Source organism: Pantoea sp. GM_Pan_3, from assembly GCF_026541045.1.
Classification (GTDB): Bacteria; Pseudomonadota; Gammaproteobacteria; order Enterobacterales; family Enterobacteriaceae; genus Pantoea; species Pantoea anthophila.
The window spans coordinates 132,769-157,284 of the sequence record NZ_JALNVA010000009.1 but is presented as its reverse complement, the minus strand read 5'-3'; the positions used below and the strand labels follow the sequence as shown (position 1 = coordinate 157,284).

The following is a 24,516-nucleotide window of genomic DNA, read 5'->3' as shown; positions in this document are numbered from 1 at the left end:
TATTTTCGTTGCGAAGGGAAATTACCCGTGGCTATGATTTGGCCTAAACCGGTTTAGCAAAAAGCCGGTGATGATAGCCTCCTCTCAGGGACATAAAAAAATGAAAAAAAGCACCATTGCAGTGACCCTTTCTACCCTGTTGCTTTCCTCTCCCGTCTGGGCCGATTCCAGCATGAGCAGTATCGAAGCCCGTCTGGCAGCCATGGAGCAGCGGCTTCAGGCGGCCGAGCAGCGGGCGGATGCCGCCGAAACCCGCGCGCGGGCTGCTGAGAAGCAGGCTCAGCAGCTGGCGGCGGTTCAGCAGCAGAATCAGGCCTCTGCCGCTCAGGTCGAACAGCGCACCGCGAAGCTGGAGCAGCATTCGGCCGATGAAGGCGGCTTTGAATTTCACGGCTATGCCCGATCCGGCCTGCTGATGAACAGTTCAGCCGCGAAAACCCAGGGCGGTCCGACCGTAACCCCCGCCGGGGAGACCGGCGGTCACGTTGGTCGTCTGGGTAATGAACCGGACACCTACGTTGAGCTGAATCTGGAGCATAAGCAGACGCTGGCCAGCGGGGCCACAACCCGTTTCAAAGCGATGCTGGCCGACGGGCAGCGGACCTATAACGACTGGACGGCCGCCAGCAGCGACCTCAATCTGCGTCAGGCGTTTGTTGAACTGGGCCAGCTGCCTACTTTTACCGGCGCCTTCGACAACGCCACCGTCTGGGCCGGTAAGCGTTTTGACCGTGATAACTTTGATATCCACTGGATCGACTCCGATGTGGTGTTCCTTGCCGGAACCGGTGCCGGTATCTACGACATGAAATGGAGCGATCAGGCGCGCAGCAACCTCTCTCTCTATGGCCGTACTTTTGGCGACATTGAAAACAACGAAAACACCGCGCAGAACTACATCCTGTCACTGAACAACTTTGTCGGTCCGGTGCAGATGATGGTCAGCGGCCTGCGGGCAAAGGATAACGATGACCGCCGGGATATTGAGGGTAACAAAGTCAAAAGCGATGCAGCCAATACCGGCGTCCACGCGCTGCTGGGCCTGCACAACGACAGCTTCTATGGGCTGACAGACGGTTCGTCGAAAACTGCACTGCTTTACGGTCACGGACTGGGGGCGGAGGTGAAATCCATTGGCTCTGACGGCGCACTGCTGCCGGAGGCCAGCACCTGGCGTCTGGCAAGTTACGGCATCACGCCGCTGGGCGGAGGCTGGCACATTGCGCCTGCTTTACTGGCGCAGCGCAGTGACGACCGTTACGTCAAAGGGGACAGCTACGACTGGGCGACGGTCAACCTGCGGCTGATTCAGGAAATCACGCAGAACTTTGAGATGCAGTATGAGGGCTCCTATCAGTACATGGATCTGCGTCCGCAGGGGTATAACAATCGCAACGCGGTCAGCGGCAGCTTCACCAAGCTCACCGTGGCGCCCACGCTGAAAGCCGGTGATGTCGGTGACTTCCTCAAGCGCCCGGAAATCCGGCTCTTTGCTACCTGGATGGACTGGGATCACCGGCTGGATAACTATGCCAGTGACGACGCCTTCGGCAGTAAAGGGTTTGATGCCGGTGGCGAATGGAACTTCGGCGTTCAGATGGAAACATGGTTCTGACCGGCTGGCCCCGCATCCGGGGCCGGATAGTCACGCGGATAAAAACATAACAAGACAGAGGTATGTATGGACTATGTGAAGATTTCCCGGGCACTCCTGCCCCTGCTGGGTGGCAAAGCGAACATCGCCAGTGCCGCACACTGCGCTACCCGGCTGAGGCTGGTGCTGGCCGATGATGCGCTGGCGGACACCGCTGCCATTGGCCGGATTGAGGGGGTAAAGGGGTGCTTCCGCAATGCGGGACAGCTTCAGGTGATCTTTGGCACCGGCGTGGTGAACAAGGTGTATGCGGCGTTCATCGCCGAGGCGGGCATCAGCGAATCGAGCAAGTCGGAGGCGGCGGATATTGCGGCCCGTAAGCTCAACCCTTTCCAGCGAATCGCCCGTCTGTTGTCGAACATCTTTGTGCCGATCATTCCGGCCATTGTGGCGTCAGGCCTGCTGATGGGCCTGCTGGGGATGGTCAAAACCTACGGCTGGGTTAACCCGGAGAATGCGCTCTATATCATGCTCGATATGTGCAGCTCGGCGGCCTTTATTATCCTGCCGATCCTGATTGGCTTTACGGCGGCGCGCGAGTTTGGCGGTAACCCCTTTCTCGGCGCGACCCTCGGCGGCATCCTGACGCATCCGGCCCTGACTAACGCCTGGGGGGTGGCGTCGGGTTTCCACACCATGAACTTCTTTGGTTTTGAAGTGGCGATGATCGGCTATCAGGGGACGGTATTCCCGGTGCTGCTGGCCGTGTGGTTTATGAGCATGCTGGAAAAGCAGCTGCGCCGGGTTATTCCGGATGCCCTCGATCTGATCCTGACCCCGTTTCTGACGGTGATTCTGTCCGGCTTTATTGCGCTGCTGATCATCGGTCCGGCCGGCCGTATGCTGGGTGATGGCATCTCCTTTGTGCTCAGCACCCTGATCGCACACGCAGGCTGGCTGGCAGGCCTGGTGTTCGGCGGACTCTATTCCGTGATCGTTATTACCGGTGTGCATCACAGCTTTCACGCTATCGAGGCGGGGCTGCTGGGTAACCCGTCCATCGGGGTGAACTTCCTGCTGCCTGTCTGGGCGATGGCGAATGTCGCTCAGGGCGGTGCCTGCCTGGCGGTGTGGTTTAAAACCCGTGATGCAAAAATCAAAGCGATTTCGCTGCCCTCCGCGTTCTCTGCGCTGCTGGGGATCACGGAAGCCGCGATCTTTGGTATCAACCTGCGGTTTATGAAACCTTTCATTGCCGGCCTGGTCGGGGGCGCGCTGGGGGGAGCCTGGGTGGTTTCGGTGCACGTCTACATGACCGCCGTCGGCCTGACCGGTCTGCCGGGCATGGCGATAGTGCAGGCCGGATCGCTGCTGAACTATATTATCGGTATCGCCATCGCCTTCATTTCGGCGTTTGTGATCTCTTACCTGCTTAAATATAAAACGGACGCGGAATAATGAGCGCATCAACACGTCTGGCCGCCATCCTGCAGGCGGTCATGCAGGGTATGCCCGCGGCGCTCAGCGACCGCCACTATCCCGGCTGGCATCTGGCACCGGTTACCGGGCTGCTCAACGATCCTAACGGCTTTATCCATTTTGACGGACACTATCATCTCTTTTACCAGTGGAATCCGCTGGGGTGTGCGCATCAGCATAAGTGCTGGGGGCACTGGCGCTCAGCGGATCTGCTGCACTGGCAGCATCAGCCCATTGCCCTGATGCCTGATGAGGAGTATGACCGCAGCGGTTGCTACTCCGGCAGCGCTGTGGAGGAGAACGGCGTGCTGACGCTGATCTACACCGGTAACGTCAAATTTGAGGATGGCTCGCGCACCGCGTGGCAGTGCCTGGCGCAGCAGAACAGCGCAGGGGGATTCGACAAACTCGGCCCGGTCATTGCCGTGCCGGAGGGCTATACCGGCCACGTCCGCGATCCGAAAGTGTGGCGGCACGAAAACCACTGGTACATGGTTCTGGCGGCGCAGACCACGCAGCGGCAGGGCAGGGTGCTGTTACTGCGTTCTGACGATCTGCGCGCGTGGCACTCTCTCGGCGAAATAGCGGGCAGCGAGCGGGGGGGACTGGGTGCTGCGGGCTACATGTGGGAATGCCCGGATATGTTCACGCTGGGTGACAGCACCTATCTGATCTGCTGTCCGCAGGGCGTGGCGCCGGAAGAAAAACGCTACCTGAACAGCCACGCCTGCGCCTGGCTGAGCGGCTCTCTGGATTACGCACGGGCTGAATACACACACGGCCCGCTGAATGAAATGGATGCCGGGTTTGAATTCTATGCGCCGCAGACCACGCTTACTGCGGACGGACGGCGTCTGCTGGTGGGCTGGATGGGTACGCCGGATGGCGAAGAGATGGCCCAGCCGACGGTCGCGCATCACTGGATCCACCAGATGACCTGCCTGCGTGAACTGAGCTCACGCAACGGGCGGCTCTGTCAGCAACCGGTTGCTGAACTGCAGGCGCTGCGCGAAGCGGAGCAGCACTATCAGGGTCGCGCTGATGACATGCCACCGATCGCCGCCGCGCGACTGGAGCTGATGCTGGAGAGTCAGGGAGATATCGAACTCAATTTTGCCGATACGCTGATCCTGTCGTGGCAGCAGGATGAACTGCGGCTTGCCCGTCGCAGTCTGGTTTCGGGCGAGTGGATCTTCCGCTACTGGACGGGGGCAGCCTGCCGGTTGCAGATCCTCTGCGACCACTCCAGCGTGGAGATTTTCATCAATGAGGGGGAGGGCGTGATGAGCAGCCGCTATTTTCCGGACACGCCGGTGAAGCTCACCCTGCGCGGAGGCGCAGAACTGACGGCCCGCTACTGGTCGTTGCGTCGCTGCATGGTAGAATAACGGCCTGTTCCATCAACCGTGTCCTGCCGTGAGAAAAACCAAACGCGTTACCATCAGTGACATTGCCGGGCTGGCTGGCGTTTCAAAAGCCACTGCCAGCCTGGTGCTTAACGGCCGTGGCGAAGAGTTACGGGTGGCAAAGGAGACGCGTGAGCGGGTTCTGACGCTGGCCCGTGAACACCATTATCAGCCCAGCATCCATGCCCGGATGCTGCATGATGCCCGCAGCCACACGCTGGGGCTGGTGGTGCCGGAGATCACTAACCATGGTTTCGCGGCCTTTTCGCATGCGCTGGAAAATCTCTGCCGGGCAGCCGGTCTCCAGCTACTGATCTCCTGTACCGATGAAAATGGTGCTCAGGAGAGGGTGGTCGTGAATAACCTGGTTGCCCGTCAGGTCGATGGGCTGATTGTCGCCTCCAGCATGCTGGATGACAGTGACTATGTCAGCCTCAGCGAACAGTTACCGGTACTGCTGTTTGATCGCCACATGAACAACACCGCGCTTCCCTGGGTGATCACCGACTCGGTCACCCCTACCGCCGATCTCGTTGAAAAACTGGCGCGCGCCTGTCCGGAAGAGATCTACTTCCTTGGCGGACAGTCTGCGCTGTCGCCCACCCAGGATCGTCTGTCGGGATTCCGGCAGGGGCTGGCGCGCGCGGGGGTGACCCTGCAGCCGGAGTGGATTATTCAGGGTAACTACCATCCCGGCAGCGGCTATGAGATGTTTTCGGCCTTGTGTGACCGGCTGGGACGTCCTCCTAAAGCGATGTTCACCGCCGCCTGTGGTCTGCTGGAAGGGGTGCTGCGCTACATGAGCGAGCATCACCTGCTGACCCGCGATATCCGCATCGCCAGTTTTGACGATCACTATCTGTATGATTCGCTCTCCATTCCGATCGATACGGTAGAGCAGAATGTTCCGGCGCTGGCGCAGGCCTGTTTCTCCATGCTGACCACCCTGATCCGGGGAGACGATCCCTCCGAGAGCCAGCTGGTCTTGCCGGCCACACTGCGGCTGCGCGGTTAACGGATGCGGGTCAGATCCAGCGCCTGAGAGCGCTGTTCTCTGCATCACTGAGGCATACAACGTCATTTACACCCGCCAGATCATTTTCGCCGTATCGTTATAACGATACGGCGACCTCTTAAGGTGCGTAATGCACTGTGCATTCACCCTGAGACTGCGGCACCTGATAAGGGTACAGCCGGTATCGGGTAATGCATAACGAGCCATCGCTCACACGTATTAAAAAAATCATCGCTTCAGCTCAGGTTGTCGGGGGACACAGCGCGCGAGAAAAAATATAATGGCAATCGATAATTCAAAGAAGATGATGCAAAAAAGTTAACGATGTTTAACCTCATTTACTTGCAAATATAAAATCATCATCTCTTTTAGCAACTTTGAATTTTTAATCATTATCTTCAGTATTTCAATACACGCAGATTGCCGTAAATCAGACGAGTAAAACGCGCTGGTTACAGGCTTACAGGGAGGTCATTATGAACTTAATCAGCATGCGTTACTTTGTTGAGCTGGCTGAAAATTTAAATTTTACCAGGGCTGCACAAAATCTTTCAACCTCTCAGCAAAATCTCAGTGTACACATAAAAAAATTAGAGGATTATTATGATACGATTCTCTTCCACAGAAAACCGCAGATTAAACTCACTCAGGCTGGCAGCGCGCTGTATGATTCTGCGATAAAGATACTGATGGAGAGCGATAATATCTCATCGCGATTAAGCGATATTAAGCATCATCATATTGGCACGTTATATATCGGGGCGACGCCCTACAGAGGAAGTTACTGGCTTCCTATGGTTCTGCCGGATTATATAAAAAAATGGCCCAACATTACGATAAACCTGACAAACGAAAAATCAGCCAGGATGGAACAGATGCTGATGTCCGGAGAGCTGGATTTTTTTGTCGGGATAAAACAAGGGGATGACCCCCTGTTAAAAACCATCCCATTGATGAACGACAGGCTCTATCTTGCCGTAAATAAAAATCTGCTGATTGAGCATTTTGGCAGTGACACGGATAATTTTATCGCAGGATGCCAGCAGGGCACGACGCTTGATAAATTCAAAAACTTTCCCTTTATCTGTTTTAAATCGGATTACCGGCTGCACAAAATTGTTAACGCATGCTTTGAGGAGGCGGGATTTGAACCGCGGAGAATATTTGAGGTTGACTCCATCGATGTTATGCTTGCCCTGTTTGAATTTGGTGTCTTTTTTCTGACTGAAATAAGAATACCCTCCTTACAGGAACGCTATCCGGAAGGTGTGTTTCTGCCCGTTCTTCTTCAGAATGACTATGTTTTCAGTCCGCTGAGCATTATTTACCACAAAAACCGCTATCTATCACGCTATGCGCGTGACTTCATCTCCCGGACAACGGCGCTATTTGGTACGCCCGGACCTTTTTCACGGCATCGCTGACGCAACCCGCGTGGTGATAAGCCTTCCAGTAACGGAGTTGACGGTTTTATTATGAACCAGACTCCGGAATTTCTGTGAGGTTAATTGCAAATCTCACCGTTTTATATTGACGGCTTAAGCGTGATTAACGAAGGCCTTATTGCAGAATAGTTAAATTAATTTTAAATAATGCATAAACAACATTTCTTTGTCGGAAATAAATAAAATATTGTTTCTGTTGGTGCGTATTAAAAAATAGAATGCCCGCAAGATCATTATATTCACCCGGTTTCCGATAGGGTGAAGGTTCTTCTTTATTATCTGACAGGACTTTGTGAGGCAGGAAATGTGCAAAATCACTATTGAAAAGATAAAAGAGTTTTTCCCTCAGTTAGCAGCAGTCAAAAACAGAAGGCTTGCGGATGCTGCATGTGAAATCTGGGTTGAGGCATTTCGGAACAGTGCATGGGAGAACATTGAAGATGCACAGTTTGCAATCAGAGCACCGGATGTTTCTTTGGTTAAGCACACCGAGAATGTCACGGACAATGTCCTGCTTATTGCCCGGAATATCCAGAAAAAATTCGGGTATGAAGTTGACACCGATATTCTGATTGTTTCCGCTGTACTGCATGACGTATGCAAGCTGGAAGAGATGGAGATGGGGGCGGGTGGGCCGGGCACCAGTAAAAAAAGTCAAACAGGTAAGCTTTATCAGCATGGCTTTTTAAGTGGCTATTACACCCATAAATACCGACTTCCGGAAGCAATTACGGCATTGGTCGTCGCGCATTCAGGACAATCCAAAGTTATCCCTCAGGGCATTGAGGGGATGATTTTATTCTATGCAGACATGATGGATGCTGATGTCCATTTTGTTCATGCCGGAACAGATATTTGTCTTACTGAAAAATAAAACGTCAGAAACAGATCATATTAATAAGGAGTCGCTCATGTCAGTGGGTAATCGCGTTTTCACCAGGAGAAAATTGCCGGATCCTGAACTGGTTAAAGCTTTCAGTAAAATTGCAGCCGCAAATGTGGCGGATTGCATGGGGAGATTATGCGGAATGAACCCGCAAATCAGACTAATGTCGAACCCCTCCGGCAGAATTATGTGCGGGGTTGCATTGACGGTCAAAGCCCGAGCGGGTGACAACATGATGCTCCATAAAGCGATGAATATTTCACAACCTGGCGATGTGATTGTTGTTTCCAATGAGGGGGAACGGAGCCGGGCTATCATGGGTGAAATCATGTTTAATTATTTACAGGGCTTCAAAAAAATAGAGGGGATTGTTATCGATGGCCCGGTCAGAGACATTGATATTCTCTCTCAGGGAACATTACCTCTCTATGCAACCGGAACCACCCCCTCGGGACCTTACAAAGAAGGCCCCGGAGAAGTTAATGTCCCGATTTCCTGTGGCGGTATCATGGTCAATCCTGGCGATATCATCCTGGGTGACAGGGATGGCGTCATCGTCATTCCGAAAGACGACGCTTACTCTGTTCTGGAAAAATCAAAAATATTATCTGAGAAAGATAAAGAAAAAGCCGTCAATTCCGCAGCCGGTACGGTTGATCGTCAATGGGTAGACGATTTAATGGAAAGAAAGAATGTAGAGATTATTGATAATCACTATGAGTAATAAAATAAAACCAGGAAGAACGAAAAATGAAAAGCAAGATAACAAAGCTTATTCCGGTCGTTATTTTCCCTGCGTTATTCTGGACGCTACCCTGTCCTGACGGACTGGATATTAATACATGGCATATGGCGGGCTTATGCCTTGCGCTGATGTGTGGACTCATTCTGAAGCCGTTTTCCGAGCCCATTATCAGCCTGATTATCGTAGGGCTTGGGGCTTTTTTCGTGAAAGATCCCAACGCGCTTTTTTACGGATGGGGACAACAAAACGTCTGGTTTATCCTGGCCGTGTTACTGGCTTGCAGCGCATTCAGGAAAAATGGGCTGGGTAAACGCATGGCATACATTTTACTTTCTAAATTCGGCAACACCTCCTTTGGCCGTTCGTCGCTTGGCCTGGGTTATGTCATGCTGATATGCGATCTGATATTGAGCCCGGCAACGGGATCTAACACATCACGGTCTGCGATTGTCTTCCCGATTTTCAGGGGCTTATCGGAAGCGCTGGATTCCCATCCCGACAAAAATCCCCGAAAACTGGGCGCATATCTTGAGCTCTTACAGCACGTCGTTACCATGTCAACAGCGGCGCTGTTTTTAACCGGAATGGCATCCAATGCCGTGATTGCATCGACGATAAACAATGTCGTTGGGATTGAGTTAACGTGGGCGCTGTGGTTCAAAGCCGCTCTGGTCCCCGGTTTACTGATTCTTTTTCTCAGCCCCATTGTGGTCTACAAGTTATTCCCACCCGAAATGCGTGACCTGGGAAATATAAAACCCATCGTTCTGCAAAAGATTGCGGAAATGGGCCCCATGAAGCGGGATGAAAAGATCATGTTTGTGCTTTTTATCTGTGCCATTCTGGGATGGAGTGTTGGCTATAAGATTGGCATGGGACTCTATATTGTTGCCTTTATCTGGTTAGCGCTGGAGCTGGTGTTTGGATTGTTAAACTGGGATGACCTGATGGCTGAAAAAGGCGCCTGGAACATGTTTACCTGGTTTGGTGCTTTTTACAGTCTGACCGTGGCGTTAAATGATGGCGGATTCTATACCTGGATTGCGTCACAGCTTCAGCTGTATCTGAATCTTAACGCGATTAGCGGCTCTCTGGTTCTGGTGATTCTGGTATTACTCAGTCTGGTCGTGAAATATTTTTTTGTTTCGAACTCCGCTTATATCGTTTCCATTTATCCAGTGGTGCTGACCTTAGCCAAAGCGACCCAGGTCAATATGATGGCCCTGTCGTTGATGCTGGTCTTCTTTGGCGCATACGGTGCTTTGCTTTGTAATTACGGAAACGGGGCAAGTATTTATTTATACGGGAACGGCTATGTCAGCCAAAAGGACTGGTATACAAAAGGCACGATAATACTCATCCTTATTTCTTTAGTGCTCTTTACGGTCGGTCTTCCCTACTGGAAATTGATAGGCATACTGTAATCTATAAATAACGAGGTTTTATTATGGGATGGAAAGTGCTTTTGCCACAGGAATTGAAACAGGATGGACGACTTCTGCTTGAACGGCAGGGGCATACGTTAATTGACGGGCGTGGCTTTGAAACCGACGACGTGATTGCAGACATGCAGTTACACCAGCCGGATGCCATCATTGTTCGTGTGACCAAAATGTCTCGCAAAGTGTTTGAGGCGGCAGCACCGAATTTAAAAGTTCTTGTCCGGCATGGTGCCGGGTTTGATGCGGTTGATTTGAAGGCTGCTGATGACTTTGGTGTTAAATGCCTCTATGCGCCTGTTGCGAACAGTACATCCGTTGCGGAGACGGCGTTGTTACTCATGCTTTATATGAGCCGCAATGTCAGCCGACTGCGTGCCATGCTGCCGGTCGACTACTATGCGGCAAAATTAAAAACGCCGATGACAACCTTAAACGGCAAAACCGTGGGGATCATCGGGTGCGGAAACATAGGCAGCCGGACCGCTAAACGTTGTCTGGCGATGGAAATGAACGTGCTTTGCTACGATCCTTACAAGCCTGCTAAAGATTTTCCTGATGGGGTTGAGGTCGTAAGAGACCTGGAGAGAATTTTTACGGAGAGTGATTACGTGTCACTGCACGCCCCCGATACCTCAGTGACGCATAACATGATTAACAAAGAAAAGTTAGCGATGATGAAACCGGGTGCTTTTCTGATCAATACCGCGCGCGGTGGGTTGGTTAATGAAGACGATCTGGTTGAAGCCTGTAAAAATGGCATCATCGCTGGCGCAGGACTGGATGTCATTGCTCATGAGCCGATGCACCCGGATAATCCTCTGGCGGCACTGGATAATGTGCTCATCACCCCGCACGTGGGAGGCAATACGGCTGAAGCCGCCATCCGCGCTTCTTACATGGCTGCTATGGGGGTTGCCGAGATGTATGAAGGTAAGGCCCCCACCTGGCCCATTCCAGTGATTGATTACCAGACTGCGCGAACTTACGCTGATACAAAAGAGAGTCATAAAATCCCCGCCGGGATGTTTGATTATTAATTCACTCCTGCACTGATCATCGATCCTGGCATTGTTAAAACTCTGCATAAGAGCCTGTCGGACAACAGGCTCTTATACCTGCATTAATGTAAACGCATCCTTTCGCGAACAGCCTGTGCCGCTATTCTTCAGAGTGAAAAGTCGCAACAGGGCTGTTGCCTGTAACGTTCTTACTTATGACCGGTGACACACCCTCAGATTCCCCCTTTTAATGGCAGAACGTTTTGCAGGGTCTGCGTGACGCCCTCCGCCTAATGCCTGCGATGAATGCGGGAAAGGGAGGTCACGAGGCTGTTTTTGTCCGACTCACTGAGGTGGGGGGCTGCGAGCTGCGAAAGCAGCCAGGCTCTGTCGGCGTCTGCCAGGGTGCCTGCCATCAGCCGCTGACTGATCGCCGTCAGTAACTGTGTATCCAGCCGTTGTATCTGCTGCCGGGTCTCTGCCAGATCCGGAACAGCCTGCAGGCTATCCGGCGTGGAAAGCCAGTCAGCCCGATAGCGATACTGAATGGCTTTACTGGCATTCATCAGGGCGTGAATAAAAGGTTCCACCGATTCCGGCTCAAGTCCTTCCTGCTGCGCATTGTGCAGCATGTTCTCCAGTACCACCTGCTCCCGGGGCAGATCCTCCACGGGTAAATGATGCTGCGCTTTATAACCTGCCACGGCTTTCATGACCTGCATACGTTCATTCAGGGCGGTTGAAATGGCCCCGAGTGAGACGGAAGAGACCGACCCGGCGAAAACGTTGCTGCACATAAAGAGTGAGGAGAAAAAAATCGCTACAAACTGCGTCATTTGCCTGCTCCATGAGTGAAAGGTGGCACTAATTTATGCATGAAACGATAACGTAGTGTGATTAATATTTTTACAAAATGTGAATGATGGCGGTATCGGCAACATTCAGGCAGGTTATTCATTTAACATCGTTTTTTGGCTTCAGGTTCATAAAAAATTCATATGATCCTGCCATCCTGATCGGTCGGCCTCCGCTCTGCTCAGGGGGAACGGGCTGCCATAAAAGGATAATCGGACGTTGAGGTAAGCGCGGGGGATAAAGAGAAAAGGGCGGCTCAGCCGCCCGGATCGGTCAGAGGCATCCTGTTCTCAGGGAACAAAGACGGCACGAACACAGCCATCTTCTTTATGCTTAAACATCTCATAGCCGCGCGGCGCTTCTTCCAGTGGAAAGCGATGCGTCGCCATAAACGCCGGATTGAGTTCATTCTGCGCGACATGTTCCAGCAGCCTGTGCATATAGCGTTGCCCGTGCTGCTGGGCGGTGCGGATGGTCAGACTCTTGTTGATCATCAGCCCCAGCGGAAACTTATCCATCACGCCATACACGCCCAGGATAGCGATGTTGCCGCCTTTGCGGCAGCTGTAGAGTGCCTGACGCAGGGCGGCACCCACATCCGTTTCAAGATGCAGCATCTGTTTCGTCTTGTCGTAGACCTGACTTAAGCCTTCCCCCCTGGCCTCCATGCCGACCGCATCGATACAGCTGTCCGGGCCGCGGCCGCCGGTCAGTTCCAGCAGGGCTTCGTGGATATCGACCGAGGTGTAATCCAGCGCGATGCTGCCTGCAAAGTCCCGCGCCATCGCCAGCCGCTCAGGATAGCGATCGACACCGATGACCTGATGTGCGCCCATCAGCCAGGCACTCTGCTGAGCCATCAGGCCGACGCCGCCACAGCCCCAGACCACCACCGTGTCACCCGGATGGATGTTGCAGAAATCGGCACCCATGTAGCCGGTTGGTGTCGCATCGGAGAGGAACAGCGCCTGCTCATCGGTGACACCTTCAGGTACGACAAAGCAGTCATTGTCGGCAAAGGGGACGCGGACATACTCCGCATGCGAGCCCGCATAGCCGCCAAAAGCATGGCTGTAAGCGTAAATCCCGCCGGTCGGATGGCCCAGCGCCGTCTCCCCTTTTTCCCACTGCGGATGTGTGTTGTCACAGCAGGAGGGGAGCTGTTGCTGGCAATACCAGCAGGAGCCGCAGGAGATGAAGGAGGGCACGACCACCCGGTCACCGCGGCGGATGTTTTTCACCGCGCTGCCGACCTCGACGACCTCGCCCATAAATTCATGGCCCAGGATATCTCCCTCGCGCATCATCGGGATCAGACCGTCAATGACGTGGAGATCGGAGCCACAGGTAGTGGTAAGCCTGACCCGTATGATGGCATCGTGAGGGTTAATCAGACCGGGATCGGCCACCGTTTCAACGCTGAGATCGTTGACACCATTCCAGCAGAGTGCGCGCATCTATTTCTCCTTATCCTTACGGCTGGCATGGCGGCCCGCAGGCTGCCCCTCCAGCGTGGGAATTTCACCGGTTTCAGCCAGGCTCTTGAAGCGATGTAACGCTTTGCTGGCCACCTCTTTCGGCAGCAGATCGAATAACGTGGTCACCTTTTTCCCCAGTGCCCCGCCCGGTGGGGTGAACTGCAGCGTCAGGGCCAGTTCGGTCCCCCATTCACCCGGCGCGGGGCGAAAACGCAGTTCACCTTCGTTAGGAATGTCCGCGCCGTCCAGCGAACGCCAGGCGATGACTTCGCCCGGCTGCGCTTCAACAATCCGGCTTTCCCAGCGGTAATGCCTGCCGAGAGGCCCTTCAACCTGCCAGTGCGCATCGCTTTTATTCACCGGTGTCACGCTGGCGAAGTGGCTCATAATCCGGGGCAGAGTATCCGGCTCAAGCCACAGGGCAAAAAGCTCGGTTGCGGGAAGGCCGATCGTTATCCAGCGCCGGAGCGTGAGGGTATTGTCACTGGTCGTTGTCTCAGATGTGGTTGTCAAAGCGTCCTCCGGGAGTTCTCAGTGGAACGGGATTACAAGATTTGAGTTAAGGACAGTGCGGGGGATTATGCGAGCGAAGCCGCGTCAGTCAGATCAAAGCTGCGATCTCAGAAAGAGGTCAGGATGCCTGCCGGATAGCCAGTGCAGAGACGCACTCTGGCATTCCGGAACAGAGACCTGGCGCCGCCGGGAGGGACATTTACAGCAGCAAAAAGAGGGAGATAGGGCCGTGAGCAACCTGTTTTCCGCGAACAAAAACGTCGCGGAATATGTGAGAAAGCTGGAGAAGCAGGCAGCCAGCCGCTCAGAAGCGAACTGTCATGAAGGACTGAAAATTAGCACCAAAAGCGCGCTGGAAAAAATCAATGCGGCTTATGAGGCTAACCTGATCGGTGCTGAAGAGAGCCTGAGCCTGAAGCAGCGGGTTTATCGGGTGCAGGATAAGCTGATTGCGCTCGCCTTGTGGTGACCTCAGCCGATCAGACCGCCCGTGCGTAAATCGGCGGGGGTAAAAAACTGATACTTCAGCACGCAGCGTCGTCCGGCATTGCAGGCCGTTCGTAAAGAAGGAAGGTTGCCTGGCAGAATCGTGCCGGTCAGCAGCGCGCGCTCGCCATGGTGCAGATAAAGCTGCCGCAGCAAAAGCCGCTGCGCGCTCGCGGCAAGCCCCCGGCCCTGACAGGCAGGGATAATGACTTCATCCATAATCTGGAAGCCTTCAATAAAGGCCGTTTGCCGTGGCACACAAATAATCAGTCCAGCCATCCTCTCCTGCCAGACAATCAGACGGACGTGCCCGTCAGCGATATCATCCCGTAACTCCTGCCTGCTGGTAGCCTGTAACTGATCGCGGAGATGCGGCAGGGTCTGCCTGCTGACGCGATAGGCATGATGGATCGCCGCGAGACAGGCGGGAAAATCGCGCCGGCTGGCGGTGACCAGAGACAGTTCGCCTGTGACAGGCTCCGGCAGCGAAGCGGGATCGCTGAGGAAAAGCAGCTGGTCAGTAACGCCGATTTCAGCGTGAGTCACAGGCAACAGGACCCGCAGCCTGAGCGGATTCAGCACCTGCCACGCCCGCATGATGGCGTCAGCCGCCACATAATCCAGCGCGCCATCACGTGCGATGACATCAATAAAGGGCTGAGCCAGGTCTCCTCCCAGATAGCGCGGTCCGGTGAGATAGCGCTGGCCGTTTATCGTCAGTTCCCGCTGCAAAAAGGTGTGCTGGGGCAGGCCGGTTTCGCGCCAGGGAAACGCGGCGGAAAAGTGATGATCGTGGCAGCGACTCTGCTCCCGAGCCAGCCAGCGGGCAAGCCAGGCGCTGAGACAGTCCGACGAGACAGGAACAGCACAGTAGAGCGACACCATATAATCCAGCATAAGAGTCCTTATTGCCTGCCGTAAGGGAACGTCTGAGCCGTGCCGGTTCGCAGAGAAGGCTGCTGAGAGTGTAACGATATGCTCTGTTTTTGACCATCCCGACAGCATCGGTGACGCTCTGCCCCAGCGGGCGCGCATCTGAAGCCGGAACGGCAGGCCAAAAAAATGCGCGGATGAGCGTGTTATCTGTGCTGTCGTCAATCGCGACAAGGGGCGTCTATTCACATCCGGCCCTGTTATGTCTGCATCGTCAAATTAATTGATGCAATAAGGCTGGTTTGCCCAAAAAAATACTTTGTTTTATCTTTTACGTAAATATTACAGATTCAGATAATCGGCGGGCGGATCCTGCATTATGCTTTAAAGGCTATTCCATAATTATAAAGCGTGCCTTTTTTACACAGCAGGGGGTTCCATGGTTCATATTGATTTATGCACCAAAGAGGGCGTGATGAAAGCTTATGCTTTTCAGACGCCCATGCAGGCGATGAGCCTGGTAGAGAAAATAAAAGATGATGAGTTTCAGTGGTTTAATCTTGAGTGGGATGGGCAGCGTTTTACCTGTCCCTACCATTTTATTAAAAGACTCAGCAGCCGTTCTTATATTAAGTCATTCTGGCGTTAACGTAACCTGATTGATGACGTTATCACGCTCTCGCCAGCCAGTACCGTTCATCTGTATCTGAAAAAATGATGGGTGGGGCAGAAATAGCCCCATCCAATTTTTCAATGAAGCGCCTGTCATCATCGCTCAAAAAAGTTGAACGGAATGAAAATTTTTATCTGTCACCTCTGAGCGCAACCCGGAACGAAAAAAACTTTCCTTTTTCATTATTGCAGCAAAAAGAGATCTTTATTTCTTTCCTGTTGTCGATGGTCTGGAAATAACATTAACAGCGTTATAGTTTATCCCTTCATTAATCTGATATACCTTCCTTTAACCAGTCAGAAAAAAACAAGAAAATTTAATTAACCAGCTATTAACGTAGTGGTTATTTCATATTGAAATTTTTTCTTTTCACTCTGAAATGTGCTTATTTTTCCATTGCGCAGGGTGAGACTGTTGTCACTCTTTTAAAGCGGCGTGTCAGCTAACATTAAAATAAAAAAATATTATTTTTCATTATCTTATTTATTTCCTGTTGGCTGTCTTTTTCATTCTGGCATGACCTCTGCAACAGCCGGGGAAAGAAACCACAAGGGAGTACCTTAAATGAGCTATAAAATTCTGCTTCCGCAGGAGATCATGAAGGAAGGGCGGGACTATCTGGAGAGTCGTGGTTACGAACTCATTACCGGTTCCGGCATGGAAGAGGAGGATATCATTCGCGATATCCCTGACTGTGACGGAATTATTGTTCGACTTTCAAAAATGTCTGAGCGCGTATTTGCCGCAGCAAAAAAATTAAAAGTGGTTGCCCGCCATGGCGCAGGCTATGACACCGTTGACTTAGAGGCGGCAAAACGCCACGGCGTCACGGTGCTTAATGCGCCTGTCGCCAACAGTATGTCCGTGGCTGAACTGGCGCTTTTCTTCATGCTGCACTGCTCACGTAACTTCCGTCTCGTCGAAGAGAAAATGCTGGAAGATTATTATTGGGCAAAACTGCGCACGCCAAAAGTTGAGCTGGACGGGAAAACCCTCGGCCTTATCGGCGTCGGCAATATTGGTTCACGCGTAGCCATGAAGGCGCTGCATGGCTTCAACATGAAAGTCATTGCTTTTGACCCCTACAAAACAGCTGCTCAGGTGCCGGACGGTGTTGAGTTAACTCAGGATTTTGACCGGATTTTCCAGGAGAGTGATTTTGTTTCGCTACACTGCCCGGCGACAGAAGAGACCTTTGACTTTGTCGGTGAAAAGCAGTTTTCACTGATGAAGCCAGAGGCTTACTTCATCAATACCGCACGCGGCAAGCTGGTCGATGAAAAAGCGCTGTATCACGCGCTGTCGACCTCTCAGATTGCCGGAGCCGGGCTGGATGTCCTGAAGAAAGAGCCGTTCGATCCCGCCGATCCCATTTTTGCACTGAGTAACGTCGTAATTGCCCCCCATATTGGTGCCGCCACGAAAGAGGCCACGGACCGTGCCTCGCTGCATTCCGCTATCGGCATTGATGAAGTGTTATCGGGCAAAAAACCATCCTGGCCGGTGCCGGGCTTTTAAGGAGAAGCGTATGTCTATTGGTAATCGTATTTTCACACAGCGTCCCGCTTTTGACGTGGCGTTACTCGAAGCCTATCAGCAGCTGCCTGTGGCCAACATTGCTGACACCATGAACCGGATTGCTGTACTCGGTAACGGCATCAGGCGCATCTCTTCACCGGTGAAACCTGTCATGGCGGGCTATGCCATAACCGTGAAGGCGCGCGCCGGTGACAATCTGATGCTGCATGCGGCGCTGGATATGGCAACAGAAAACGATGTCATCGTGGTCTCTAACGAAGGCGATCGGTCCCGTGCGCTGATGGGAGAGATCATGATCGCTTACGCTCACTACGATCGCAAAATTGCCGGCATCGTGCTGGATGGGCCTGTCCGGGATATTGATGCCCTCTCGGTGCTCGATTTCCCCATCTTCGCCACCGGTTCAAACCCCGCCGGTCCGTTTAAAGAGGGACCGGGAGAGGTCAATACCCCCATCGCCGTCGGCGGTGTCGCGGTGTGTCCGGGGGATTTGATCGTGGGCGATGCAGACGGGGTGATAGTCGTCCCGCTGAACGATGCCGCGGCGCTGCTCGAAAAAGCGACGGAATACGCCAGTTTTGACGCCGGTAAAGTTGCCGCAGCGAAGCGTGGCACCGCAAACCGGGCATGGGTCAGAAAATCATTAGATGAAAAAGGCGTTGAGTTCATCGACGACGTTTACCGCTAATTCTTAAAAATAATGAAAAGCCGCGTTCCGGCGTCCCGGTGCGCGGCTGCTAAGCAGAGGTAATATCATCATGCTTTATCTGAAGCTCTTACCCATCCTTTTTTTCCCCGTTCTGTTCTGGATGATCCCGCCCCCGGAAAGCCTCTCCGCCCAGACCTGGCACTTAGTCGGTATCTATCTGGCGATGCTGTGCGGTCTGGTTCTGCGTCCGTTCACCGACGCCGTGATTATGCTGATTATTCTGGGCTTCGCGTCACTGTTCATTGCGCCAGGCCCGCTGTTTGCCGGATTTGGCAGTCCGATGGTCTGGTTTATCATCAGTGCCTTTATCATCTGCAAAGCCTTCGTGATCACCGGCTTAGGTAAACGTATTGCTTACCTGCTGCTTCAGCGCTATGGCAAAAATACGCTGACACTGGGTTACCTGATGATGGTAACCGACACGGTGCTGGCACCGGCCACAGGCTCAAACATGTCGCGTTCCGGCGGCATCACCTATCCCATTTTCCGCAACATCGCCGAAGCACTGGGATCAACGCCCGATAAGGGCAGTCGCAGGATTGGCGCTTATCTCACGATTCTGATGTATGTCGTCTCGATGGGCACCTCCAGCCTGTTCCTGACCGGGATGGCAACCAACTCGATTACCGTCTCGCTGGCGAATGAGATCATGAATGTGAATCTCAGCTGGATGGTCTGGTTCAAGGCTGCCATCCTGCCGGCGGGCCTGGTGCTGCTGGCGGCCCCCTGGATCCTCTATAAACTCTATGCGCCTGAACTGAAGAGCATCGATAACGTCAATGACATTGCCGTTCAGGGATTGCACGAGCTGGGCCCGGTAAAGCGTGAAGAGAGACTGCTGATGGTCTTCTTTGTGCTGGGTATTCTCGGCTGGATGACCGGCTCTTTAACGGGGATCCCCTTCATTCCGGTGGGGCTGGCATTCCTGGCCTGTCTGCTGCTGTTCGGCGTACTGAACTGGAACGATGTAGCCAGTGAAAAATCGGCCTGGCAGACCTTTGTCTGGTACGGTGCGTTTTACGGTTGTGCGGTCGCGCTCTCTAAAGGCGGTTTCTATGTCTTTCTGGTCGACGTGATCAAAAACTATCTGGACCTGTCGCAACTCAGCGAAATCAGTGCCCTTGGCGTACTGGTTTTTATCAGCCTCGCGGTGCGTTACTTCTTCGTTTCTAACAGTGCCTTTGTGGTCTCTTTCTATCCGGTGTTATTCACGCTGGGCATGACCACGCAGGCCCACCCGATGTACATCGCACTGTCACTGGCCTTCTCTGCCGGGTATGGCGCACTCCTGACCCATTACGGCAACGGCGCGGGTGTCTTCACCTTCTCAAGTGGATATGTCCCGCAAAAGACCTTTTGGTTACTGGGTAGCGCCATGGTGCTGGTCAACGTGCTGGTCTTTTTTCTCATAGGGATCCCCTACTGGAAAATGATCGGTATTGGATAAAGGAAAAAGCAAAATGAAACTGGATATTCTGATTAAAAATGGTCGGGTAGTGGACCCGGAACGCGCCATCTTCCTTGACCAGAGCGTTGGGGTGGCAGGCAACCGTATCGTCGATCTGCAGTCGGTTGACAACCCGGAGGCGGAGACCGTCATCGACGCGGCGGGCTGCCTGGTGCTGCCGGGCCTGATTGACTTTCATGCCCACGTTTTTCATGGGGGCACAGCTATCAGCGTTAACCCCGATGTGATCGGCCTGCCCAATGGCGTCACCGGGGTGGTGGATGCGGGCAGCAGCGGCTGGGTGAACTACGGGCTGTTCCGTAACAGCGTCATCAACACGGCACAGACGCGGATAAAAAGCTATCTGAACGTCGTCAATGTCGGCCTCTCCACGCTGGGCGGCGGGCCGACCGGGTATCTGGAGAATACCAACCCGGCCAACTTCAACGTGGAAAAGATTGCCCGGACGGTAAATGAACATCGCGACAATATTCTCGGTCTGAAGCTGCGTTACAGCCAGGATATCGCCAGGGGACGTCACTTCAGTGGCGATCCCTTCTTCGCCACCGTGGAACTGGCCCGTCAGCTGAATACCGGGCTGTGCGTGCATGTGACAGATTCGCGTCTGCCCGCCGATGAACTGATTACGCATTTCCAGGCTGATGATATCTTCGCGCACTGTTTCCACGGCACCGGCCATGCCATCCTGCAGGACAACGGCGAGCTCTTTCCGGACATCAAAGCAGCCAGGGATCGCGGCGTCATTTTCGACTGTTCGAATGGTGTGGCGCACTTCGACTTTGCCGTGGCGCGGAAGGCGATGGAGCAGGGGTTTAATCCGGACATCATCAGCACCGATCTCACCCTGCGAAATAGCCTGCGCACCGATAAGGTCTTCAGTCTGCCCTTTATCATGTCCAAGTATCTGAACATGGGGATGTCACTGTTCGATGTGGTTCGCGCCGTCACCACCACGCCTGCACGCCTGATGAAGATGCAGGGCGAGGCAGGCACGCTGGCTTCCGGCGCCTTTGCCGATATCGCTATTGTGAAACTGCGGCAGGAGAAAGTGGTGTTTGAAGACACCCGGGGTGAACGCTTAACGGGCGATCACTATCTCGACAACTGTGCGACCATCAGCAATGGACAGATTGTCTATCGTCGCCAGCGTTTCTGATTGAGAATCCCGCTCATAAAAATCTGCCTGCGTATTGCCCTGCGCAGGCGTTGTTCGTTTCGTCACGCGGCATCGGTTGCTGTCAGCGTGACGAAAGTTGCCGCTTTTCCGGTAAAACGATGGCGCAGAATGGCCTATGAAAAACAACGAAATTGCGATCCTCTCGGTGTCACAAACCATCACACAACGCATCTCGAATGTCCTGCTTGAGAAAAAAATCGATATTCCGGTTTACGAATATCGCTATTTTGACGTGGTTGAAAAAGCGCAGCAGCTGATTCAGGGAGGAACCCGCATCCTCATCAGCCGGGGTGGCACCGCGGCACTGCTTCGGAATAACGTGGCGGTTCCGGTCATTGAAATCGCCCACGACCTGCACGGCATATTTCGTATCCTGATGGAAGCGCGCAAGAAGTCACAAAAAATCGCCGCAGTCGGGTTTCCGCAGTTCTGCCATGTTCTTCGCCATTACCAGAACATGACGCATGAAGAGTTCAAAATCTGTCAGGTCTACAACCACTATGACATTGATAACGTCGTCAAAAATCTGGCAGATAATGATTATGATCTGGTGATTGGCGGCCTGACCGTCGCGGAAATGGCCAGAAAGTACGATCTGAAGGTCATCATGGGGGACACCGATAATATCGCTATCGAGCAGGCTCTCGATGTCGCGGCGAGCACGCTGAAATATATCAACAGGGAGAGCACGAAGCTGGCGATGGCCTGGTCAGCCCTCAATCAGTCGCGGGAGGGGATCCTGTGGCTGGATCAGTCCGGGGAAGTCATCAATATCAACGCCCGGGGCTTGTCGCTTTTTCCCTGCCGGATCGGGGATAAGATTTTAAAAAACGACGCGTTTAAAACGCTGTTCAGCTGCATCATCAATGAGCGGGATATCACCGACGAGGTACATGAGATCAAGGGCGACGCCCTCCGGCTGACGGTGAAACATATCCCCGGTCAGCAAAATTTTTATACCCTCATCACCGCCGTCAGAGCGGGACAGCACGAGGGATGCGCTCCGGTCCCGGCGAGAAAGCCTGCAGGCAGCAGCTTCACCACGGTTTACACCTTTTCGGACATCGTGGGCCGCTCGCCTGAGATGGTGTCTGTGATTGAGCAGGCCAGACTTTATGCGGCTCACGATCTGCCGGTGAATATTCTCGGGGAGACGGGCACGGGCAAAGAGCTGTTTGCCCAGAGTATTCATCACGCCAGTGCGCGCAGCGCAGGGCCTTTTATTGCGCTTAACTGCGCGGCAATCCCGGAGTCCCTGCTGGAAAGTGAACTGTTCGGCTACGCTGAAGGGGCGTTTACCAATGCCCGGCGGGGCGGCAAACCCGGTATTTTCGAAATGGCGATGAACGGCACGGTGTTTATCGACGAAATCAGCGAAGCCCCGCCCGCCGTGCAGATCAAATTGCTGCGTATTCTGCAGGAAAAACGGTTCAGCCGGGTAGGGGGCGAGGGGCTCATCACCGCCAGTTTCCGCCTGATCACCGCCAGTAACAAAGACCTGGGTCAGATGGTGGCCGCAGGTCAGTTCCGCCAGGATCTCTTTTACCGCATCAATATTCTGGAGCTGCGGCTGCCAGCGCTGAGAGCGCGCCGGGGCGACATTATGCTGATTGTCGACGCGCTGCTGGCCAGCCAGAACCGGACGCTGACGTTTAGCGACGAAGCGGTTGCCCTGCTCAATAATGCGGCGTGGCCGGGCAATATCCGTGAGCTGAAAGCCGCTATCCTGCGGCTGGTGGTGCTGCATAAGAGCAGCACAGTCGATGCCGATGCATTGCAGTCACTCTGCCACCTTTCTTCAGCTGCCGGTGAGCGTGAGGCGCCACCCTGCACGCTCAGTGACGAGGTGAATTTACTGGAGAAGCAGGAGAGGAAACTGATCGCGTCGGTGATCAACAGAACCGGTGGCGATCGCGCCCGGGCCGCCGTGATGCTGGGCATCAGTCCCACCACCCTGTGGCGAAAGATGAAGCGATATGGACTGAACTCTGACTGACCGGTGTGCGCGCTGTCGGGTAGCGCCGGAACGGTAATCATCCGGAAGGAGAGGTAAATCTTCTTCTTTTCTCCCCTTCAGCCGAGCCATCAACGGTTACACTAAAGGGATACTTACTCCGGATTCCGACTGCAATGCCCCACGAAAAAATACGCCTTCGCTCCCTGCTGACGCTGCTTTCCATTGGCGGCGTCATCCTGACCTCCGGTCTGCTGCTGGGAGCGCTGCTGCTGTTTCAGAAGGCCAATATTGAAGACAGCCTGCTTGAGGGGAACATTGCCTATGCCCGCAAACTGGCAGATACCACCGATCGTTATCTGGGGACAGCGCAGCGCGAACTGGCGTGGAGTGCATCGCAGATCAGGGATCTCGGCGATCTGACGCAGCTGAAAAGCGAAACCGATCGCCTGCGGATGCAGTCGGGCTTTTTCAACTCGGTCGTGGTGGTGAATCATGACGCTGTTATTGCCGCAACTTCACCGGAAAGTCTGAAACTGGTTGGCGTAAAACTCCACTCGGCGGCCAGCCTGCAGGCGATTTCCACCAAAAAGCCCTTTATCTCCGCGCCGTTCACCTCTGCCGCCGGTAACTATGTGCTGTTTTTATCCCAGCCGCTGTTCAGCGCCGATGGCCGCTACCTGGGCTACATAGGCGGCACGATCTATCTCAAAAAACAGAGCATGCTGAGCGACATCCTGAGCCAGCATTTTTATACCAAAGGCTCTACGGTGAGCGTGGTCAGCAATGACGGTCTGATCGTCTTCAGTCACGACCCGGCGCAGGTCGGCACGAAAATGCAGCTGAGCCCGGCGCTGCAGAAGCGGCTTGAGGATACGGAGAGCGGGCACTTCACGCTGGAAAACGACGGTCGTCACTATCTGATCGGCTATGGCACACTGCACAAAACCGGCTGGAACGTGTTTATTACCGGCACCTCAGAAACGGTCAGGCACCTGCTGATGCGCACGGCGGAAAACGCTATCTGGTTCACGCTGGGCATTATCGTCCTGACCGCGGCGATTATTGCTTTTCTGGCGGGACGCATCGCCTCTCCGCTTGAGAAGCTGGCGGACAGAGTCCGCAACGGCGGCAGCGAAGCGCAGGCGGAATCTCTCTCCTCGGTCAAAACCTGGTATTACGAAGCCGACCGGCTCCGGGAAGCGGTGCAGGAGCATCGTCACGCCGTCGCCGGACATCTGGCGGCGCTGAACGATGAAGCGATGACTGACCCCCTGACCGGACTCTGCAACCGGCGCGGATTCTCGGCGCTGGCGGCGCAGAGTGACAACAACCATGAACAGTGCGTGATCGCCATCGATATCGACCATTTCAAAAAGATCAATGACTGGTACGGACACGATGCGGGCGATGCGGTGCTGGTGAGTCTGGCGGCGCTGCTGCGTCAGGCCAGCCGCACGGGGGATATTGTCAGCCGGTTTGGCGGAGAAGAGTTTATTCTGCTGCTGCCGGAGACGTCGCTACCGGACGCCGCCCGCACGGCGGAACGTATCCGTGAGAGCGTCAGCGCTACCCTGTTTCCGTTTGTCGGGACGATGACGATATCCGCAGGCGTCGCGTCGCGGGATCAGAGCAGCGAACGCGAAGCGCTGTTACGGCGTGCGGATGAAGCGCTTTATGAGGCAAAAGGCGCCGGACGCAATACCGTTGTGATTGCCGGATCGGCGGGATTCAGCGTGTTTGATCCGGCCCGGTAGAGGGCTGACGCTGGCGCAACCGGC

General features: G+C 54.0%; 21 protein-coding genes. 17 read left to right on the top strand and 4 right to left on the bottom strand.

Going from position 1 to position 24,516, the window contains the following annotated elements; genetic code table 11:
- Positions 1 to 100: 100 nt before the first annotated feature.
- The 9 genes from OXR04_RS20735 (at position 101) to OXR04_RS20695 (ending at position 11,049) form a co-directional block, all read left to right on the top strand.
- Positions 101 to 1,615 carry a carbohydrate porin gene (locus OXR04_RS20735; protein WP_267372807.1) on the top strand — a complete coding sequence of 505 codons (1,515 nt, stop codon included), beginning with the start codon at positions 101 to 103 and terminating at the stop codon, positions 1,613 to 1,615.
- Between the two features lie 66 nt (positions 1,616 to 1,681).
- Positions 1,682 to 3,052, top strand: coding sequence for a sucrose-specific PTS transporter subunit IIBC (locus OXR04_RS20730; protein ID WP_046103061.1), 1,371 nt, complete (start codon positions 1,682 to 1,684; stop codon positions 3,050 to 3,052).
- Positions 3,052 to 4,461: a sucrose-6-phosphate hydrolase gene (locus OXR04_RS20725; protein WP_267372805.1), complete on the top strand. Its 1,410-nt coding sequence runs from the start codon at positions 3,052 to 3,054 to the stop codon at positions 4,459 to 4,461. Before OXR04_RS20730 ends, OXR04_RS20725 begins: the two co-directional genes overlap by 1 nt.
- 28 nt (positions 4,462 to 4,489) lie before the next feature.
- The gene (locus tag OXR04_RS20720; RefSeq protein ID WP_150030333.1) at positions 4,490 to 5,494 is read left to right on the top strand and encodes a substrate-binding domain-containing protein; all 1,005 of its coding nucleotides are present in this window, start codon (positions 4,490 to 4,492) and stop codon (positions 5,492 to 5,494) included.
- Between the two features lie 476 nt (positions 5,495 to 5,970).
- Positions 5,971 to 6,918 (top strand): LysR family transcriptional regulator, encoded by a 948-nt coding sequence (locus OXR04_RS20715; RefSeq protein WP_267372804.1) that lies wholly within the window; start codon positions 5,971 to 5,973, stop codon positions 6,916 to 6,918.
- Positions 6,919 to 7,243: 325 nt separating this feature from the next.
- Positions 7,244 to 7,813, top strand: coding sequence for an HD domain-containing protein (locus tag OXR04_RS20710; protein ID WP_267395161.1), 570 nt, complete (start codon positions 7,244 to 7,246; stop codon positions 7,811 to 7,813).
- 37 nt (positions 7,814 to 7,850) lie between these two features.
- Complete coding sequence (locus tag OXR04_RS20705) at positions 7,851 to 8,549, top strand: RraA family protein (protein ID WP_167429373.1); 699 nt, start codon at positions 7,851 to 7,853, stop codon at positions 8,547 to 8,549.
- Between the two features lie 26 nt (positions 8,550 to 8,575).
- Positions 8,576 to 9,994 (top strand): DASS family sodium-coupled anion symporter, encoded by a 1,419-nt coding sequence (locus OXR04_RS20700; protein WP_267372770.1) that lies wholly within the window; start codon positions 8,576 to 8,578, stop codon positions 9,992 to 9,994.
- Positions 9,995 to 10,017: 23 nt separating this feature from the next.
- The gene (locus tag OXR04_RS20695; protein ID WP_267372769.1) at positions 10,018 to 11,049 is read left to right on the top strand and encodes a hydroxyacid dehydrogenase; all 1,032 of its coding nucleotides are present in this window, start codon (positions 10,018 to 10,020) and stop codon (positions 11,047 to 11,049) included.
- A gap of 251 nt (positions 11,050 to 11,300) precedes the next feature.
- Here OXR04_RS20695 and OXR04_RS20690 read toward each other — a convergent pair whose 3' ends face one another.
- The 3 genes from OXR04_RS20690 to OXR04_RS20680 all read right to left on the bottom strand — a co-directional run bounded on the left by OXR04_RS20690 (position 11,301) and on the right by OXR04_RS20680 (position 13,856).
- Positions 11,301 to 11,846: a chorismate mutase gene (locus OXR04_RS20690; RefSeq protein ID WP_267372768.1), complete on the bottom strand. Its 546-nt coding sequence runs from the start codon at positions 11,844 to 11,846 to the stop codon at positions 11,301 to 11,303.
- 309 nt (positions 11,847 to 12,155) lie between these two features.
- Positions 12,156 to 13,322: a zinc-dependent alcohol dehydrogenase gene (locus tag OXR04_RS20685; protein WP_267372767.1), complete on the bottom strand. Its 1,167-nt coding sequence runs from the start codon at positions 13,320 to 13,322 to the stop codon at positions 12,156 to 12,158.
- Positions 13,323 to 13,856 (bottom strand): SRPBCC family protein, encoded by a 534-nt coding sequence (locus OXR04_RS20680; protein ID WP_058958374.1) that lies wholly within the window; start codon positions 13,854 to 13,856, stop codon positions 13,323 to 13,325.
- 229 nt (positions 13,857 to 14,085) lie between these two features.
- Here OXR04_RS20680 and OXR04_RS20675 point away from each other — a divergent pair, with 229 nt between their 5' ends.
- The gene (locus OXR04_RS20675; RefSeq protein ID WP_267372766.1) at positions 14,086 to 14,325 is read left to right on the top strand and encodes a hypothetical protein; all 240 of its coding nucleotides are present in this window, start codon (positions 14,086 to 14,088) and stop codon (positions 14,323 to 14,325) included.
- Positions 14,326 to 14,327: 2 nt separating this feature from the next.
- Here OXR04_RS20675 and OXR04_RS20670 read toward each other — a convergent pair whose 3' ends face one another.
- Positions 14,328 to 15,239 carry an N-acetyltransferase gene (locus OXR04_RS20670; protein ID WP_267372765.1) on the bottom strand — a complete coding sequence of 304 codons (912 nt, stop codon included), beginning with the start codon at positions 15,237 to 15,239 and terminating at the stop codon, positions 14,328 to 14,330.
- A 415-nt stretch (positions 15,240 to 15,654) separates the two neighbouring features.
- On the opposite strand from OXR04_RS20670, the gene OXR04_RS20665 reads away from it, so the two are divergent.
- The 7 genes from OXR04_RS20665 (at position 15,655) to OXR04_RS20635 (ending at position 24,492) form a co-directional block, all read left to right on the top strand.
- Positions 15,655 to 15,864 carry a hypothetical protein gene (locus OXR04_RS20665; protein ID WP_058958532.1) on the top strand — a complete coding sequence of 70 codons (210 nt, stop codon included), beginning with the start codon at positions 15,655 to 15,657 and terminating at the stop codon, positions 15,862 to 15,864.
- Positions 15,865 to 16,452: 588 nt separating this feature from the next.
- The gene (locus tag OXR04_RS20660; RefSeq protein WP_267372764.1) at positions 16,453 to 17,406 is read left to right on the top strand and encodes a hydroxyacid dehydrogenase; all 954 of its coding nucleotides are present in this window, start codon (positions 16,453 to 16,455) and stop codon (positions 17,404 to 17,406) included.
- 10 nt (positions 17,407 to 17,416) lie between these two features.
- Positions 17,417 to 18,115: an RraA family protein gene (locus tag OXR04_RS20655; RefSeq protein ID WP_267372763.1), complete on the top strand. Its 699-nt coding sequence runs from the start codon at positions 17,417 to 17,419 to the stop codon at positions 18,113 to 18,115.
- Between the two features lie 70 nt (positions 18,116 to 18,185).
- Positions 18,186 to 19,583 carry a DASS family sodium-coupled anion symporter gene (locus OXR04_RS20650; protein ID WP_267372762.1) on the top strand — a complete coding sequence of 466 codons (1,398 nt, stop codon included), beginning with the start codon at positions 18,186 to 18,188 and terminating at the stop codon, positions 19,581 to 19,583.
- A 13-nt stretch (positions 19,584 to 19,596) separates the two neighbouring features.
- Entirely contained in the window at positions 19,597 to 20,760 is a 1,164-nt protein-coding gene (locus OXR04_RS20645) for a metallo-dependent hydrolase (RefSeq protein WP_167432330.1), read from the top strand.
- Positions 20,761 to 20,896: 136 nt separating this feature from the next.
- Positions 20,897 to 22,777, top strand: a complete 1,881-nt coding sequence (locus tag OXR04_RS20640) for a sigma 54-interacting transcriptional regulator (RefSeq protein ID WP_267372761.1) — start codon at positions 20,897 to 20,899, stop codon at positions 22,775 to 22,777.
- A gap of 134 nt (positions 22,778 to 22,911) precedes the next feature.
- The gene (locus OXR04_RS20635; RefSeq protein ID WP_267372760.1) at positions 22,912 to 24,492 is read left to right on the top strand and encodes a sensor domain-containing diguanylate cyclase; all 1,581 of its coding nucleotides are present in this window, start codon (positions 22,912 to 22,914) and stop codon (positions 24,490 to 24,492) included.
- Positions 24,493 to 24,516: the final 24 nt, after the last annotated feature.

Coding starts and splice junctions, on each gene's coding strand:
- OXR04_RS20690 (WP_267372768.1), bottom strand. CDS start 11,846: ATGACGCAGTTTGTAGCGATTTTTTTCTCCTCACTCTTTATGTGCAGC.
- OXR04_RS20645 (WP_167432330.1), top strand. CDS start 19,597: ATGAAACTGGATATTCTGATTAAAAATGGTCGGGTAGTGGACCCGGAA.
- OXR04_RS20705 (WP_167429373.1), top strand. CDS start 7,851: ATGTCAGTGGGTAATCGCGTTTTCACCAGGAGAAAATTGCCGGATCCT.
- OXR04_RS20655 (WP_267372763.1), top strand. CDS start 17,417: ATGTCTATTGGTAATCGTATTTTCACACAGCGTCCCGCTTTTGACGTG.
- OXR04_RS20715 (WP_267372804.1), top strand. CDS start 5,971: ATGAACTTAATCAGCATGCGTTACTTTGTTGAGCTGGCTGAAAATTTA.
- OXR04_RS20695 (WP_267372769.1), top strand. CDS start 10,018: ATGGGATGGAAAGTGCTTTTGCCACAGGAATTGAAACAGGATGGACGA.
- OXR04_RS20665 (WP_058958532.1), top strand. CDS start 15,655: ATGGTTCATATTGATTTATGCACCAAAGAGGGCGTGATGAAAGCTTAT.
- OXR04_RS20685 (WP_267372767.1), bottom strand. CDS start 13,322: ATGCGCGCACTCTGCTGGAATGGTGTCAACGATCTCAGCGTTGAAACG.
- OXR04_RS20700 (WP_267372770.1), top strand. CDS start 8,576: ATGAAAAGCAAGATAACAAAGCTTATTCCGGTCGTTATTTTCCCTGCG.
- OXR04_RS20660 (WP_267372764.1), top strand. CDS start 16,453: ATGAGCTATAAAATTCTGCTTCCGCAGGAGATCATGAAGGAAGGGCGG.
- OXR04_RS20710 (WP_267395161.1), top strand. CDS start 7,244: ATGTGCAAAATCACTATTGAAAAGATAAAAGAGTTTTTCCCTCAGTTA.
- OXR04_RS20735 (WP_267372807.1), top strand. CDS start 101: ATGAAAAAAAGCACCATTGCAGTGACCCTTTCTACCCTGTTGCTTTCC.
- OXR04_RS20670 (WP_267372765.1), bottom strand. CDS start 15,239: ATGCTGGATTATATGGTGTCGCTCTACTGTGCTGTTCCTGTCTCGTCG.
- OXR04_RS20730 (WP_046103061.1), top strand. CDS start 1,682: ATGGACTATGTGAAGATTTCCCGGGCACTCCTGCCCCTGCTGGGTGGC.
- OXR04_RS20725 (WP_267372805.1), top strand. CDS start 3,052: ATGAGCGCATCAACACGTCTGGCCGCCATCCTGCAGGCGGTCATGCAG.
- OXR04_RS20635 (WP_267372760.1), top strand. CDS start 22,912: ATGCCCCACGAAAAAATACGCCTTCGCTCCCTGCTGACGCTGCTTTCC.
- OXR04_RS20640 (WP_267372761.1), top strand. CDS start 20,897: ATGAAAAACAACGAAATTGCGATCCTCTCGGTGTCACAAACCATCACA.
- OXR04_RS20650 (WP_267372762.1), top strand. CDS start 18,186: ATGCTTTATCTGAAGCTCTTACCCATCCTTTTTTTCCCCGTTCTGTTC.